This is a genomic window from Enterobacter sichuanensis (assembly GCF_009036245.1).
Taxonomy (GTDB): Bacteria; Pseudomonadota; Gammaproteobacteria; order Enterobacterales; family Enterobacteriaceae; genus Enterobacter; species Enterobacter sichuanensis.
Genome location: NZ_CP027986.1, coordinates 4,365,524 through 4,380,019, shown reverse-complemented (window position 1 = coordinate 4,380,019; position 14,496 = coordinate 4,365,524). Strand labels below are relative to the sequence as shown.

The following is a 14,496-nucleotide window of genomic DNA, read 5'->3' as shown; positions in this document are numbered from 1 at the left end:
CCGTTTTGCGTTTACCTAGCCTTTCATCCACGTCCGGATCCCGTCCAGGAACATCTGCGTTGCCATCATCACCAGAATCAACCCCATCAGACGCTCCAGCGCGTTCACCCCTTTCTCGCCCAGCAGGCGCAGGAACAGCGACGACTGCAGCAGGATAATAAATGTCCCGCCCCAGGCGATCAGTAAAGCAATCACCAGATGGCTCATCTGATTGGGATACTGATGCGACAGCAGCATCAGCGTGGCCAGAATGGTCGGTCCGGCAACGAGGGGGATCGCCAGCGGCACAATAAACGGCTCTTCACCGGCGGGCAGGCCGCTGCTGCTGCCTTCCGCGCTCGGGAAAATCATCTTAATCGCAATCAGGAACAGAATAATCCCGCCGGAAATCGAAACGGTTTCGGCGCGCAGGTTCAGGAACGCGAGGATCTTTTCACCGGCAAACAGGAAGATAAACATCACCAGCAGGGCGATGAGCAGCTCGCGGATCATGATCGCGCGGCGGCGCTTCGGCTCGGTATGCTTTAGCACCGACATGAAGATCGGCAGGTTTCCCAGCGGATCCATTATCAGGATCAATAAAACCGCGGCGGAAATGATTTCACTCATGTAAATTATCCCTGAAACTCTCTATGGTTATTATGATGATTAGCTCTTTTTCTGATAGCCGGGCAATCATCGATTAATTTCGCTTGCGACTTTGGCAGCATTTTGTAATGTGAAGCATATCCCAGTTCAATACTGGCTTGCACAATCAGCACACACCCCTTGCAGGAAAAAAATGCTATGAAAAACGTTGGTTTTATCGGCTGGCGCGGTATGGTCGGCTCTGTACTCATGCAACGCATGGTTGAAGAGCGCGATTTCGACGCCATCCGCCCGGTCTTCTTCTCCACTTCCCAGCTTGGCCAGGCTGCGCCGTCCTTTGGTGGTTCCACCGGTACGTTGCAGGATGCTTACGATCTGGAAGCGCTGAAGGCACTCGACATTATTGTGACGTGCCAGGGCGGCGATTATACCAACGAAATTTATCCGAAGCTGCGTGAAAGCGGCTGGCAGGGCTACTGGATTGACGCGGCCTCGTCGCTTCGCATGAAAGATGATGCCATTATCATCCTCGACCCGGTTAACCAGGACGTGATCACCGAGGGGCTGAACAAGGGCGTGAAAACCTTTGTCGGCGGTAACTGTACCGTCAGCCTGATGCTGATGTCCCTCGGCGGCCTGTTCGCGCAGGACCTGGTGGAGTGGGTCTCCGTGGCGACCTACCAGGCGGCGTCCGGCGGCGGCGCGCGTCATATGCGTGAGCTGCTGACCCAGATGGGCCAGTTGCATAATAGCGTCGCGACCGAGCTGGCCAACCCGGCGTCTGCGATCCTTGATATCGAGCGTAAAGTCACCCAGCTGACCCGCAGCGGCGAGCTGCCGGTGGATAACTTTGGCGTACCGCTGGCCGGTGGCCTGATCCCGTGGATCGACAAACAGCTGGATAACGGCCAGACCCGCGAAGAGTGGAAGGGCCAGGCCGAGACCAACAAAATCCTCAATACCGCGAACACCATTCCGGTTGACGGTCTGTGCGTGCGTATCGGCGCGCTGCGCTGCCACAGCCAGGCCTTCACCATTAAACTGAAAAAAGATGTGTCTATTCCGACCGTGGAAGAGCTGCTGGCCGCGCACAACCCGTGGGCGAAAGTGGTGCCAAACGATCGCGATATCACCATGCGTGAACTGACCCCAGCAGCCGTAACCGGCACGCTAACCACGCCGGTTGGCCGTCTGCGTAAGCTGAACATGGGGCCGGAGTATCTCTCCGCGTTCACCGTGGGTGACCAGCTGCTGTGGGGTGCCGCCGAGCCGCTGCGCCGTATGCTGCGCCAGCTGGCGTAATAATTTGTTAACTACCGGGGGTGATTTTCACCCCCTTTTTTTGCGTACTACAGGGAGTAAAACGCAGATGTCTTATTTTTTATCAGGAGTCATGTAGAGCGTTGGCTATGCTTTAAGGAAGAGTCATTTCTTACCTGAGGTTAGGACGGGCTGACAGGATGCTCGTTCAGGTCACATTAAAGTCGTCCCGGGCGCTAAAAAGGACGACATAAAAAAACAGGATGAATACCATGTCCGATCGTATTTCGAGAGACGTGATTAATGCGCTTATTGCGGGTCATTTTGCCGACCCCTTTTCTGTGCTAGGGATGCACCGTACTGAGGCCGGGCTCGAAGTCCGTGCATTGTTACCGGATGCGACGGAAGTCTGGGTGATTGAACCCAAAACCGGCCGCAAGGTGGGTAATCTGGAATGCCTCGATTCGCGTGGCTTCTTCTCAGGCGTCATGCCTCGTCGTAAAAACCCCTTTCGTTACCAGCTCGCCGTCATTTGGCACGGCCAGCAAAACCTGATTGACGACCCCTATAGCTTTGGCCCGCTCTTAAAAGAGATGGACGCCTGGCTGCTGTCCGAAGGGACCCATCTGCGTCCTTATGAAACGCTGGGTGCCCATGCGGATACGATGGATGGGATCACCGGCACGCGGTTTGCCGTGTGGGCACCCAATGCCCAGCGGGTCTCCGTGGTGGGGCAGTTCAACTACTGGGACGGGCGTCGTCACCCGATGCGCCTGCGCCGGGAAACCGGCATCTGGGAGCTGTTTATCCCCGGGGCGCACAACGGGCAGCTCTATAAGTTCGAGATGATCGATGCCAACGGCAAGCTGCGCATTAAATCCGACCCTTACGCCTTTGAAGCGCAGATGCGCCCGGACACCGCCTCGCTGATCTGCGGCCTGCCGGAGAAAGTTGTGCAGACCGAGGAGCGCAAACAGGCCAACCGATTCGATGCGCCGATCTCCGTCTATGAGGTGCATCTCGGCTCCTGGCGTCGCCACACGGATAACAACTTCTGGCTGAGCTACCGCGAGCTGGCGGACCAGCTGGTGCCGTACGCCAAATGGATGGGCTTTACCCACCTTGAGCTGCTGCCGGTTAACGAACACCCGTTCGACGGCAGCTGGGGCTATCAACCTACCGGGCTGTATGCGCCAACGCGCCGCTTCGGCACGCGTGATGATTTCCGCTATTTCATCGATGCCGCGCACGCCGCCGGGCTGAACGTCATCCTCGACTGGGTGCCGGGCCATTTCCCGGCGGACGATTTCGCGCTGGCCGAGTTTGACGGCACAAAGCTGTACGAGCACAGCGATCCGCGTGAAGGCTATCACCAGGACTGGAATACGCTGATCTATAACTACGGGCGTCGTGAAGTCGCGAACTACCTTGTCGGGAACGCGCTGTACTGGATCGAGCGCTTCGGCATTGACGCCCTGCGCGTGGATGCGGTGGCGTCGATGATCTACCGCGACTACAGCCGCAAAGAGGGCGAGTGGATCCCGAACGAATTTGGCGGCCGCGAAAACCTGGAAGCGATTGAGTTCCTGCGTAACACCAACCGCATTATCGGCGAGCAGGTTGAGGGCGCGGTGACGATGGCGGAAGAGTCGACTGACTTTGCCGGCGTCTCCCGTCCACCGTCAATGGGCGGTCTGGGCTTCTGGTACAAGTGGAACCTCGGCTGGATGCACGACACGCTCGACTACATGAAACTCGATCCGGTTTATCGTCAGTATCATCACGATAAATTGACGTTCGGGATGCTCTACAACTACACCGAAAACTTCATGCTGCCGCTGTCGCACGATGAGGTGGTGCACGGTAAGAAATCTATTCTCGACCGCATGCCGGGCGACGCGTGGCAGAAGTTTGCCAACCTGCGCGCCTACTACGGCTGGATGTTTGCCTTCCCGGGTAAAAAACTGCTGTTTATGGGCAATGAGTTCGCCCAGGGACGCGAGTGGAACCACGATTCCAGCCTCGACTGGCATCTGCTGGAAGGGGGCGATAACTGGCATCACGGCGTTCAGCGTCTGGTCCGTGACCTGAACCTGACCTACCGCCATCACAAAGCGCTGCACGAGCTGGACTTCGATCCTTACGGCTTTGAGTGGCTGGTGGTGGATGACCATGCGCGCTCGGTGTTTGTCTTTGTGCGTCGTGACAAGGCGGGTAACGAAATTATCGTCGCCAGCAACTTCACGCCCGTTCCGCGTCACCATTACCGCTTCGGCATTAATCAGGCGGGTAAATGGCGTGAAATTCTCAACACCGATTCGATGCATTACCACGGCAGCAACGCCGGTAACGGCGGGCTGGTACAGAGCGATGCCATCGAAAGCCACGGGCGGCCAAACTCCCTGAGCCTGACGCTGCCGCCGCTTAGCACTATCTGGCTGGTGCGGGAGGGCGAATGACGCAGCTTACGGCAGGTAAACCCGAACCGCTCGGGGCGAGTTTTGACGGAAAGGGGGTTAATTTCACCCTCTTTTCCGCCCACGCTGAGCGGGTAGAACTGTGCGTGTTTGACGGCGAAGGTAACGAGCACCGTTACGATTTACCTGCCCGCACCGGGGATACCTGGCACGGTTACCTGGCCGGAGGGCGGCCAGGGTTGCACTATGGCTTTCGCGTGCACGGTCCGTGGGAACCCGCGCAGGGACACTGGTTTAACCCTGCGAAGCTGTTGATTGACCCGTGTGCGCACCGCGTGGACGGTGAGTTTAAAGACGACCCGCTGTTCCATGTGGGCTACGGCGAGCCCGACCACCGCGACAGTGCGCCCGTCGCGCCAAAAAGCGTGGTGGTGAACGATCTCTATGACTGGGAAGACGATGCTCCACCGCACACGCCGTGGGGCAATACCGTCATTTATGAAGCCCACGTCAAAGGGCTGACCTACCTGCACCCGTCGATCCCCAAAGAGATGCGCGGCACCTATAAGGCGCTCGGGCATCCGACAATGATCGCCTACCTGAAACACCTTGGCATTACCGCCCTGGAACTGCTGCCCGTTGCCCATTTCGCCAGCGAGCCTCGCCTGCAGCGGCTGGGGCTGAGCAACTACTGGGGCTACAACCCGCTGGCGATGTTCGCGCTTGAGCCGCGTTATGCCGTCCATCCTGACAAGGCGCGGGACGAGTTTCGCGACGCGGTGAAGGCGCTGCATGCGGCGGGTATTGAGGTCATTCTGGACGTGGTGCTGAACCACAGTGCGGAAAGCGATCTCGACGGCCCGACGCTCTCCATGCGCGGAATTGATAACCGTAGCTATTATTGGATCAGGCAGGATGGCGATTATGAGAACTGGACCGGCTGCGGTAACACGCTCAATCTCAGCCATCCGGCGGTCACGCATTTTGCGTATGAATGCCTGAAATACTGGGTAGACACGTTCCACGTCGACGGTTTTCGTTTCGACCTCGCGCCCGTCATGGGCCGCACGCCGGCGTTCAGCCAGCAGGCGCCGTTGTTTGAGGCGATAAAAAACTGTCCGGTGCTCTCACAGGTGAAGCTCATCGCGGAGCCGTGGGACATCGGTGAAGGCGGCTATCAGGTCGGGAATTTCCCGCCGCTGTTTGCCGAGTGGAACGATCATTATCGCGATGCCGTGCGCCGCTTCTGGCTGGAGCGGAATCTGTCGCTGGGGGAATTTGCCGGACGCTTTGCCGCATCCAGCGATCTCTTTAAGCGTGACGGTAAACGCCCGTCGGCCACCGTTAATCTGTTAACGGCGCATGACGGTTTTACGCTTCGGGACTGCGTTTGTTTCAATCAGAAACACAATGAGGCAAACGGCGAAGAGAATCGCGATGGCACTAACAATAACCATAGCTTTAATCATGGTATAGAAGGATTAGGCGGAAGTCTGGATGTTATCGAGCGGCGACGCGCCAGCGTACATGCGCTGCTGACAACGCTTTTATTGTCGCAGGGCACGCCGATGTTGCTGGCAGGCGATGAGCATGGCCACAGTCAGCACGGTAACAACAATGCGTATTGCCAGGACAACACCTTAACCTGGCTCGACTGGGGAGAAGCGAACAGCGGTTTGATCCACTTCACCGCGGCGCTGATCCATCTTCGCCAGCACATTCCCGCACTGACCGCCGACCGCTGGTGGGAAGAGGGTGACGGAAACGTTCGCTGGCTGAATAAAGACGCGCAACCGTTAAGCGCGCAAGAGTGGCAACACGGCGTACCCCGCCTGCAGATCCTGTTGTCGGATCGCTGGCTGGTCACGCTGAACGCGACGGATGACGTCGCAGAGATTGTTTTACCTGACGGGGAATGGCGCGCCGTTCCCCCCTTTGCCGGAGCGGATAATCCGGTAGTAATGGCTGTCTGGCACGGGCCTGCGCACGGAGTGTGCGTATTCCAAAGATGATAAAAAAGGAGTTAGTCATGGTTAGATTAGAGAAGAACGATCCCTTAATGTTGGCACGCCAGCTACCATTAAAAACGGTTGCCCTGATCCTTGCGGGTGGGCGTGGTACCCGTCTGAAAGATTTGACCATCAAGCGCGCCAAACCGGCTGTGCACTTTGGTGGTAAGTTCCGCATTATCGACTTTGCGCTCTCCAACTGCCTGAACTCTGGCATTCGCCGCATTGGCGTCATTACGCAGTATCAGTCGCACACGCTGGTTCAGCATATCCAGCGCGGCTGGTCATTCTTCAGCGAAGAGATGAACGAGTTTGTCGATCTGCTTCCTGCTCAGCAGCGCGTTCACGGGGAAAACTGGTACCGCGGTACGGCGGATGCAGTGACGCAGAACCTCGACATCATTCGCCGCTATAACGCGGAATACATCGTGATCCTCGCCGGGGACCACATCTACAAGCAAGATTACTCCCACATGCTCATCGACCACGTCGAAAAAGGGGCGCGCTGCACCGTGGCGTGTCTGCCGGTGCCCGTTGCTGAAGCGACGGCGTTTGGCGTGATGCACGTGGATGCGGATGACAAAATCATCGACTTCGTTGAAAAACCGGCGAACCCGCCAACCATGCCGGGAGATGACACCAAATCCCTCGCCAGCATGGGGATCTATGTCTTTGATGCCGATTATCTTTATGAACTGCTGGAAGAAGACGACAAAGACGAAAACTCCAGCCACGACTTCGGTAAAGACATCATTCCGAAAATCACCAAAGCTGGCATGGCGTATGCACATCCTTTCCCGTTGTCCTGCGTGCAGTCAGACCCGAATGCGGAACCTTACTGGCGCGATGTGGGAACGCTGGAAGCGTACTGGAAAGCGAACCTCGACTTAGCCTCCGTCACGCCTGAGCTGGATATGTACGATCAAAACTGGCCGATTCGTACACATATGGAATCGCTGCCGCCGGCTAAATTCGTTCAGGACCGCTCCGGCAGCCACGGTATGACGCTGAACTCGCTGGTGTCCGGCGGGTGCATCATTTCAGGCTCGGTGGTGGTGCAGTCGGTACTGTTCCCCCGCGTGCGGATAAATTCATTCTGTAATATCGATTCGGCAGTCTTGCTGCCAGATGTCTGGGTAGGGCGTTCGTGTCGTCTGCGTCGTTGCGTGATCGACCGTGCCTGCGTCATCCCTGAAGGGATGGTCATTGGGGAGAATGCGGAAGAAGACGCGCGTCGTTTCTACCGTTCGGAAGAGGGGATCGTGTTAGTCACACGGGAAATGTTGCGGAAGCTGCAAATCAAACAGGAGCGATGATGCAGGTTTTACACGTATGTTCTGAGATGTTCCCGTTATTAAAGACGGGCGGTCTGGCAGATGTACTTGGTGCATTACCGGCGGCGCAAATCGCCGGAGGCGTGGATACCCGAGTCCTGCTGCCCGCCTTCCCGGATATCCGGCGCGGTATACCTGATGCGAAAGTGGTGACCCGCCGTGACACGTTTGCCGGACGCATTACCCTGCTGTTTGGGCATTACAACGGTGTAGGGATCTACCTGATCGACGCGCCACACTTATACGACCGACCGGGCAGCCCGTATCACGATACGAACCTGTTCGCCTATACCGACAACGTGTTGCGCTTTGCGCTGCTTGGCTGGGTCGGTGCAGAAATGGCGACGGGGCTGGATCCGTTCTGGCGCCCGGATGTCGTGCATGCGCACGACTGGCACGCCGGGCTGGCCCCGGCATACCTGGCCGCGCGCGGCCACCCGGCGAAATCGGTCTTCACCGTGCATAACCTGGCCTATCAGGGGATGTACTATGCCCATCACATGAGTGAAATCGATCTGCCATTATCGTTCTATAACATGCATGGGCTGGAATTTAACGGGCAGATCTCGTTCCTGAAAGCCGGGCTCTATTACGCCGATCATATTACCGCCGTGAGCCCAACCTACGCCCGCGAAATTACCCAGCCTGAGTTTGGCTACGGTCTGGAGGGGCTGTTGCGCCAGCGCCATCGTGAAGGGCGCCTGTCGGGCATTCTGAACGGCGTCGACGAACAGATCTGGAGCCCGGAAACCGATCTCCTGCTGGCGTCGCGCTATGGCCGTGATTCGGTGGAAGACAAAGCGGAAAACAAACGCCAGCTGCAGATTGCGATGGGCCTGAAGGTTAACGACAAAGTGCCGCTGTTCGCGGTAGTGAGCCGCCTGACCAGCCAGAAAGGGCTGGATCTGGTGCTGGAGGCGCTGCCCGGTTTACTGGAGCAGGGGGGACAGCTGGCCCTGCTCGGGGCGGGCGACCCGGTACTGCAGGAAGGTTTCCTGGCCGCCGCCGCGGAACATCCGGGGCAGGTGGGCGTGCAGATTGGTTATCACGAGGCGTTTTCGCACCGCATTATGGGCGGCGCGGACGTCATTCTGGTGCCGAGCCGTTTCGAACCCTGCGGCCTGACGCAGCTCTACGGTCTGAAATACGGCACCCTGCCGCTGGTACGCCGCACGGGCGGGCTGGCGGATACGGTATCCGATAGCTCTCTGGAAAACCTGGCGGACGGTATCGCCAGCGGGTTTGTCTTTGAGGACAGTAATGCCTGGTCGCTGCTACGGGCGATTCGGCGTGCTTTCGTCTTGTGGTCCCGTCCATCGCTGTGGCGTTACGTCCAACGTCAGGCGATGTCCATGGACTTTAGCTGGCATGTCGCGGCGCAGTCGTACCGCGATCTTTATCAACGCTTGATGTAACGAGGCGAAGTTACTGATATGAACGCTCCCTTTAGCTACTCTTCACCCACGCTCAGCGTTGAGGCGTTAAAGCACTCCATCGCCTACAAGCTGATGTTCACCATCGGGAAAGATCCGGTTATCGCCAACAAGCACGAGTGGCTGAACGCCACCCTGTTTGCGGTGCGCGACCGCTTAGTGGAACGCTGGCTGCGCTCAAACCGCGCCCAGCTCTCGCAGGAAACGCGACAGGTTTACTACCTGTCGATGGAATTTTTGATTGGCCGCACCCTGTCCAATGCGCTGTTGTCGCTCGGTATTTATGACGACGTCAAAACCGCGCTGGAAGAGATGGGGTTAGATCTAGAAGAACTGATCGACGAAGAGAACGACCCGGGCCTCGGTAACGGCGGTCTGGGGCGTCTTGCCGCCTGCTTCCTCGACTCGCTGGCGACGCTGGCGCTGCCGGGCCGCGGCTACGGTATTCGCTACGACTACGGCATGTTCAAACAGAATATCGTCGACGGGCGCCAGAAAGAGTCACCGGACTACTGGCTGGAGTACGGTAACCCGTGGGAGTTCAAACGCCACAATACGCGTTATAAGGTGCGCTTTGGCGGGCGTATTCAGCAGGAAGGGAAAAAATCCCGCTGGGTGGAAACCGAAGAGATCCTGGCCGTGGCCTACGACCAGATTATCCCCGGCTACGACACCGATGCCACCAACACGCTGCGCCTGTGGAGCGCGCAGGCCAGTAGCGAAATCAACCTCGGTAAATTTAACCAGGGTGACTACTTCGCGGCGGTGGAGGATAAAAACCACTCCGAGAATGTGTCCCGCGTGCTGTACCCGGACGACTCGACCTATTCCGGCCGTGAGCTGCGCCTGCGTCAGGAATATTTCCTCGTCTCCGCGACGATTCAGGATATCCTTAGCCGCCACCATCAGCTGCACAGAACCTACGCCAATCTGGCGGAGAAAACGGCGATTCACCTCAACGACACCCACCCGGTGCTCTCCATTCCGGAACTGATGCGCCTGCTCATTGACGAGCATAAGTTCAGCTGGGACGACGCCTTTGAGGTGACCTGCCAGGTGTTCTCGTACACCAACCACACGCTGATGAGCGAAGCGCTGGAGACCTGGCCGGTGGATATGCTGGGCAAGATCCTGCCGCGCCATCTGCAGATTATCTTTGAGATTAACGACTACTTCCTCAAGACCCTGCAGGAGCAGTACCCGAACGATACTGGCCTGCTGAGCCGGGCATCCATCATTGATGAATCCAACGGCCGCCGTGTGCGCATGGCCTGGCTGGCGGTGGTGATCAGCCACAAGGTGAACGGGGTATCTGAGCTGCACTCAAACCTGATGGTGCAGTCGCTGTTTGCGGACTTCGCGAAGATTTTCCCGACGCGCTTTTGCAACGTAACCAACGGCGTTACGCCGCGCCGCTGGCTGGCGCTGGCTAACCAGCCGCTCTCTGAGGTGCTGGACGAGAATATCGGCCGCACCTGGCGTACCGATTTGAGCCAACTGAGCGAGCTTGAACAGCATATTGATTTCCCGACGGTGAATAAGGCCGTGCGCGAAGCCAAGCTGCTGAACAAAAAACGGCTGGCGGTCTGGCTGGCGCTGCACCTCAACGTGGTGGCCAACCCGAAAGCGCTGTTCGACGTGCAGATCAAACGCATCCACGAATACAAGCGTCAGCTGATGAACGTGCTGCACGTGATCACCCATTACAACCGCATCAAGGCCGATCCAACGGCAGAATGGGTGCCGCGCGTGAAGATCTTTGCCGGTAAGGCGGCCTCTGCCTATTACATGGCGAAGCACATCATTCATCTCATCAACGATGTGGCGAAGGTGGTAAACCAGGATCCGGATATTGGTGACAAGCTGAAGGTGGTGTTTATCCCGAACTACAGCGTCAGCCTGGCGCAGCTGATCATCCCGGCGGCGGATCTCTCTGAGCAGATCTCCACCGCGGGAACGGAAGCCTCCGGCACCAGTAACATGAAGTTTGCCCTCAACGGCGCGCTGACTATCGGTACCCTGGACGGGGCGAATGTCGAGATGCTGGAGCATGTGGGGGAAGACAATATCTTTATCTTCGGTAATACGACGGAAGAGGTGGAGGCGCTGCGCCGGAAAGGCTACTCGCCGCGTGAATATTACGAAGAGGATGAAGAGCTACGTCAGGTGCTGACGCAGATTGCGACCGGCGTGTTTAGCCCTGAGGAGCCGGGCCGTTACCGCGACCTGGTGGATTCGCTGATTAACTTTGGTGACCACTACCAGGTACTGGCAGATTATCGCAGCTATGTGGATTGTCAGGACAGGGTGGACGAGCTGTACCGTCAGCAGGAGAAGTGGACCAGTGCCGCGATGCATAACATCGCCAATATGGGGTATTTCTCGTCTGACAGGACCATCAAGGAGTATGCCGAGACGATCTGGCATATTGATCCGGTGCGGTTGTAAAAGAAAGCCGGGTGGCGGCTACGCCTTACCCGGCCTGGTCGATCCCGTAGGCCCGGTAAGCGGTAGCGCCACCGGGCTTTTTTTTCACATCAAGATGCTAACGACAGCTCACGCTTCCCCGCATGCTGCAGCAACCACTGCGCCACGCGAGACTGCTGTTCGGCGTTAAGCCACATCCCTTCTTTGGTACGACGCCAGATGGCATCGTCCAGACGGCGAACCCATTCGTGTTCGACCAGATAACGCAGCTCGGCTTCGTACAGCTCGTGACCGAAATGTTCGCCCAGATCGGCAAGCTCTTTCGCCTCACCCAGGAACAGCTCGGTGTTGCTGCCGTAGGTGCGGGCATAGTGGCGTGCCATCCCCTCGGTGATGAACGGGAAGCGACGACGCAGCTTCGCGGCGTAATCATCGCGGTTGCCGCCAATATCACCGCCGGGCAGTACCGCGTCTTTGGTCCATGCCGGGCCAATGCCTTTGTAGTACGGCGCCAGTTTTTCCAGCGCGTGCTCGGCCAGCTTGCGGTAGGTGGTGAGCTTACCGCCAAACACCGACAGCAGCGGCGCCTGGCCGTCTACGTCATGAATATCAAGCGTATAGTCGCGGGTGATGGCCTGCGGGGAATCCGATTCATCATCGCAGAGCGGACGCACGCCGGAGTAAGTCCAGACTACGTCATCGCGCGACAGCTGTTTCTTAAAGTGCGCGTTATACACTTTCAGCAGGTAATTAACTTCGCTCTCGTCGATCTCAACGTTTTTCGGATCGCCTTTGTACTCCACGTCGGTGGTGCCGATGATCGAGAATTCGTCCATCCACGGGATCACGAACACGATGCGCTTGTCTTCGTTCTGCAGAATGTAGGCCTGTTTCTGGGTATGCACGCGCGGCACCACAATATGGCTGCCTTTGATCAGGCGAATGCCGTACGGGGAGGGCAGATGCATACCGTCGTCAAAGAACTGTTTCACCCACGGACCGGTGGCGTTCACCAGGCCGCGCGCTTTCCAGCTGAATTTCTCGCCGGTATCGATATCTTCCGCTTCGACAATCCACAGGCCGTTTTCACGGCGGGCGGCGGTGGCACGGGTGCGGGTTTTCACCTCGCCGCCTTTCTTCTCGACCATCTGCGCATTCGCCAGCACCAGGCGCGCATCGTCCACCCAGCAGTCGGAATATTCGAAACCGCGCACGATTTCAGGTTTAAGGACCGATTCTGAGCCAAAACGCAAACCGGTCGAACCCGGCAGGCTGGTGCGTTTACCCAGATGATCGTACATAAACAGACCGATTCGGATCATCCACGCCGGACGCAGATGCGGGCGATGGGGCAGGCGGAAGCGCATCGGAATCGCCAGATGCGGCGCCATTTTTAACAGCACTTCACGTTCAGCCAGTGCTTCACTGACCAGGCGGAATTCGTAGTGTTCCAGGTAGCGCAGGCCACCGTGAATCAGTTTGGAGCTGGCGGACGAGGTCGCACAGGCGAGATCGTTAGCTTCCAGCATCAGTACGGATAAGCCGCGTCCTGCGGCATCGACCGCAATACCGGCACCGTTGATGCCACCGCCTATCACAATCAGATCTTTGGTTTCCATAACACCCTCACGCACTTTCGTTAAAGCTCAGAAATGTTCGATATCGCTCATAATAGCAAAGGAACGCGCTTTTGGTAACATCAAAAAAACAATTTAGAGTGATATGGATAACATAATGGCGTTTACCCGCCGCCAGGACGTACACTACGCGGTAAAATCATGTCGCCGACCACTGTAAAGAGAACACCATGGATCAGTTTGAATGTATTAACGTAGAAGAAGCCCACCAGAAGATGCACCAGGGAAAAGCGGTGCTGGTGGACATCCGCGATCCGCAGAGTTTTGCGATGGGCCACACGCCAGGCGCGTTCCATCTCACCAACGACACGCTGGGCGCCTTTATGCGCGATAACGACTTCGACACGCCGGTGATGGTGATGTGCTACCACGGCAACAGCAGTAAAGGCGCGGCGCAGTATCTGCTTCAGCAGGGTTACGAGGCGGTATATAGCGTCGACGGTGGCTTCGATGCCTGGCATCGCCATTTCCCGGCGGAAGTGGAATACGCTTTTGAGCGCTGATCCCGCTATACTGTCCCCTTTTGTGTGGAAATAAGCGACCGCTGCCCATGTTGATGATCACCTCTTTTACCAACCCGCGCGTCGCCCAGGCGTTTGTCGACTATATGGCGACGCAGGGCGTTATTCTGACCATCCAGCAACATACACAGACCGACGTCTGGCTGGCCGATGAGAGCCAGGCCGGGCGGGTAAACGAGGAGCTGGCGCGTTTTCTGGAAAACCCTGGTGACCCGCGCTATCTGGCCGCAAGCTGGCAGTCGGGTCAGACCGGTAGCGGATTGCACTACAACCGCTTTCCCTTTCTTGCCACCATTCGCGAGCGCGCAGGCCCGTTTACGCTGTTGCTGATGGCGGCCTGCATTATCGTCTTCATTATCATGAATGTGGTGGGCGACCAGAGCGTCATGATCGCCCTGGCGTGGCCGTATGACCCGTCTCTGGATTTTGACGTCTGGCGCTACTTTACCCACGCGCTGATGCACTTCTCGGTGATGCATATCCTCTTTAACCTGCTCTGGTGGTGGTATCTCGGCGGTGCCGTGGAGAAGCGTCTGGGCAGCGGGAAGCTGATCGTTATCACCCTTATTAGCGCCCTGCTGAGCGGCTACGTGCAGCACAAATTCAGCGGCCCGTGGTTTGGCGGGCTCTCCGGCGTGGTGTATGCCCTGATGGGCTATGTCTGGCTCAGGGGGGAGCGTGACCCTGAAAGTGGCATTTATCTGCAGCGCGGATTAATAACCTTTGCGTTAATATGGCTTATTGCCGGATGGTTTGATCTGTTTGGTATGTCTATCGCCAATGGTGCGCACGTCACCGGGCTGGCCGTTGGGCTGGCGATGGCCTTTGCCGACACGCTCCATGCGCGAAAACGAACATAATTCTCAGGGA

Annotated in this window: 10 protein-coding genes; 8 read left to right on the top strand and 2 right to left on the bottom strand. The window is 57.5% G+C overall.

Annotation, left to right across the window (positions count from 1 at the left end; genetic code table 11):
• Positions 1-15 precede the first annotated feature (15 nt).
• The gene (gene yhgN / locus C1N69_RS21255) at positions 16-609 is read right to left on the bottom strand and encodes an NAAT family transporter YhgN (protein ID WP_025759646.1); all 594 of its coding nucleotides are present in this window, start codon (positions 607-609) and stop codon (positions 16-18) included.
• A 177-nt stretch (positions 610-786) separates the two neighbouring features.
• Between yhgN and asd the strand changes: the two genes are divergently transcribed.
• The 6 genes from asd to glgP all read left to right on the top strand — a co-directional run bounded on the left by asd (position 787) and on the right by glgP (position 11,489).
• The gene (gene asd / locus C1N69_RS21250) at positions 787-1,890 is read left to right on the top strand and encodes an aspartate-semialdehyde dehydrogenase (RefSeq protein WP_047959626.1); all 1,104 of its coding nucleotides are present in this window, start codon (positions 787-789) and stop codon (positions 1,888-1,890) included.
• A gap of 230 nt (positions 1,891-2,120) precedes the next feature.
• On the top strand, positions 2,121-4,307 hold the full coding sequence (gene glgB, locus C1N69_RS21245) for a 1,4-alpha-glucan branching enzyme (RefSeq protein ID WP_155031831.1): 2,187 nt from the start codon (positions 2,121-2,123) through the stop codon (positions 4,305-4,307).
• The gene (gene glgX, locus C1N69_RS21240) at positions 4,304-6,277 is read left to right on the top strand and encodes a glycogen debranching protein GlgX (protein WP_155031830.1); all 1,974 of its coding nucleotides are present in this window, start codon (positions 4,304-4,306) and stop codon (positions 6,275-6,277) included. The genes glgB and glgX overlap by 4 nt, the downstream gene beginning before the upstream one ends.
• A 17-nt stretch (positions 6,278-6,294) precedes the next feature.
• Positions 6,295-7,590, top strand: coding sequence for a glucose-1-phosphate adenylyltransferase (gene glgC, locus C1N69_RS21235; protein WP_008503066.1), 1,296 nt, complete (start codon positions 6,295-6,297; stop codon positions 7,588-7,590).
• Positions 7,590-9,023, top strand: a complete 1,434-nt coding sequence (gene glgA / locus C1N69_RS21230; RefSeq protein WP_025759652.1) for a glycogen synthase GlgA — start codon at positions 7,590-7,592, stop codon at positions 9,021-9,023. The genes glgC and glgA overlap by 1 nt, the downstream gene beginning before the upstream one ends.
• An 18-nt stretch (positions 9,024-9,041) precedes the next feature.
• Positions 9,042-11,489: a glycogen phosphorylase gene (gene glgP / locus C1N69_RS21225; RefSeq protein ID WP_059386870.1), complete on the top strand. Its 2,448-nt coding sequence runs from the start codon at positions 9,042-9,044 to the stop codon at positions 11,487-11,489.
• Positions 11,490-11,578: 89 nt separating this feature from the next.
• Here glgP and glpD read toward each other — a convergent pair whose 3' ends face one another.
• On the bottom strand, positions 11,579-13,087 hold the full coding sequence (gene glpD / locus C1N69_RS21220) for a glycerol-3-phosphate dehydrogenase (protein ID WP_094919398.1): 1,509 nt from the start codon (positions 13,085-13,087) through the stop codon (positions 11,579-11,581).
• Between the two features lie 188 nt (positions 13,088-13,275).
• Between glpD and glpE the strand changes: the two genes are divergently transcribed.
• Both glpE and glpG read left to right on the top strand, forming a co-directional pair.
• Entirely contained in the window at positions 13,276-13,608 is a 333-nt protein-coding gene (glpE, locus tag C1N69_RS21215; protein ID WP_003861590.1) for a thiosulfate sulfurtransferase GlpE, read from the top strand.
• A gap of 47 nt (positions 13,609-13,655) precedes the next feature.
• Complete coding sequence (glpG, locus tag C1N69_RS21210) at positions 13,656-14,486, top strand: rhomboid family intramembrane serine protease GlpG (RefSeq protein ID WP_155031829.1); 831 nt, start codon at positions 13,656-13,658, stop codon at positions 14,484-14,486.
• The last annotated feature ends 10 nt before the right edge of the window (positions 14,487-14,496 follow it).

Bases quoted from the DNA above. Each gene is read 5' to 3' on its own strand.
- glgP (WP_059386870.1), top strand. From the start codon at position 9,042: ATGAACGCTCCCTTTAGCTACTCTTCACCCACGCTCAGCGTTGAGGCG.
- glpG (WP_155031829.1), top strand. From the start codon at position 13,656: ATGTTGATGATCACCTCTTTTACCAACCCGCGCGTCGCCCAGGCGTTT.
- glgX (WP_155031830.1), top strand. From the start codon at position 4,304: ATGACGCAGCTTACGGCAGGTAAACCCGAACCGCTCGGGGCGAGTTTT.
- glpE (WP_003861590.1), top strand. From the start codon at position 13,276: ATGGATCAGTTTGAATGTATTAACGTAGAAGAAGCCCACCAGAAGATG.
- glgB (WP_155031831.1), top strand. From the start codon at position 2,121: ATGTCCGATCGTATTTCGAGAGACGTGATTAATGCGCTTATTGCGGGT.
- asd (WP_047959626.1), top strand. From the start codon at position 787: ATGAAAAACGTTGGTTTTATCGGCTGGCGCGGTATGGTCGGCTCTGTA.
- glpD (WP_094919398.1), bottom strand. From the start codon at position 13,087: ATGGAAACCAAAGATCTGATTGTGATAGGCGGTGGCATCAACGGTGCC.
- yhgN (WP_025759646.1), bottom strand. From the start codon at position 609: ATGAGTGAAATCATTTCCGCCGCGGTTTTATTGATCCTGATAATGGAT.
- glgA (WP_025759652.1), top strand. From the start codon at position 7,590: ATGCAGGTTTTACACGTATGTTCTGAGATGTTCCCGTTATTAAAGACG.
- glgC (WP_008503066.1), top strand. From the start codon at position 6,295: ATGGTTAGATTAGAGAAGAACGATCCCTTAATGTTGGCACGCCAGCTA.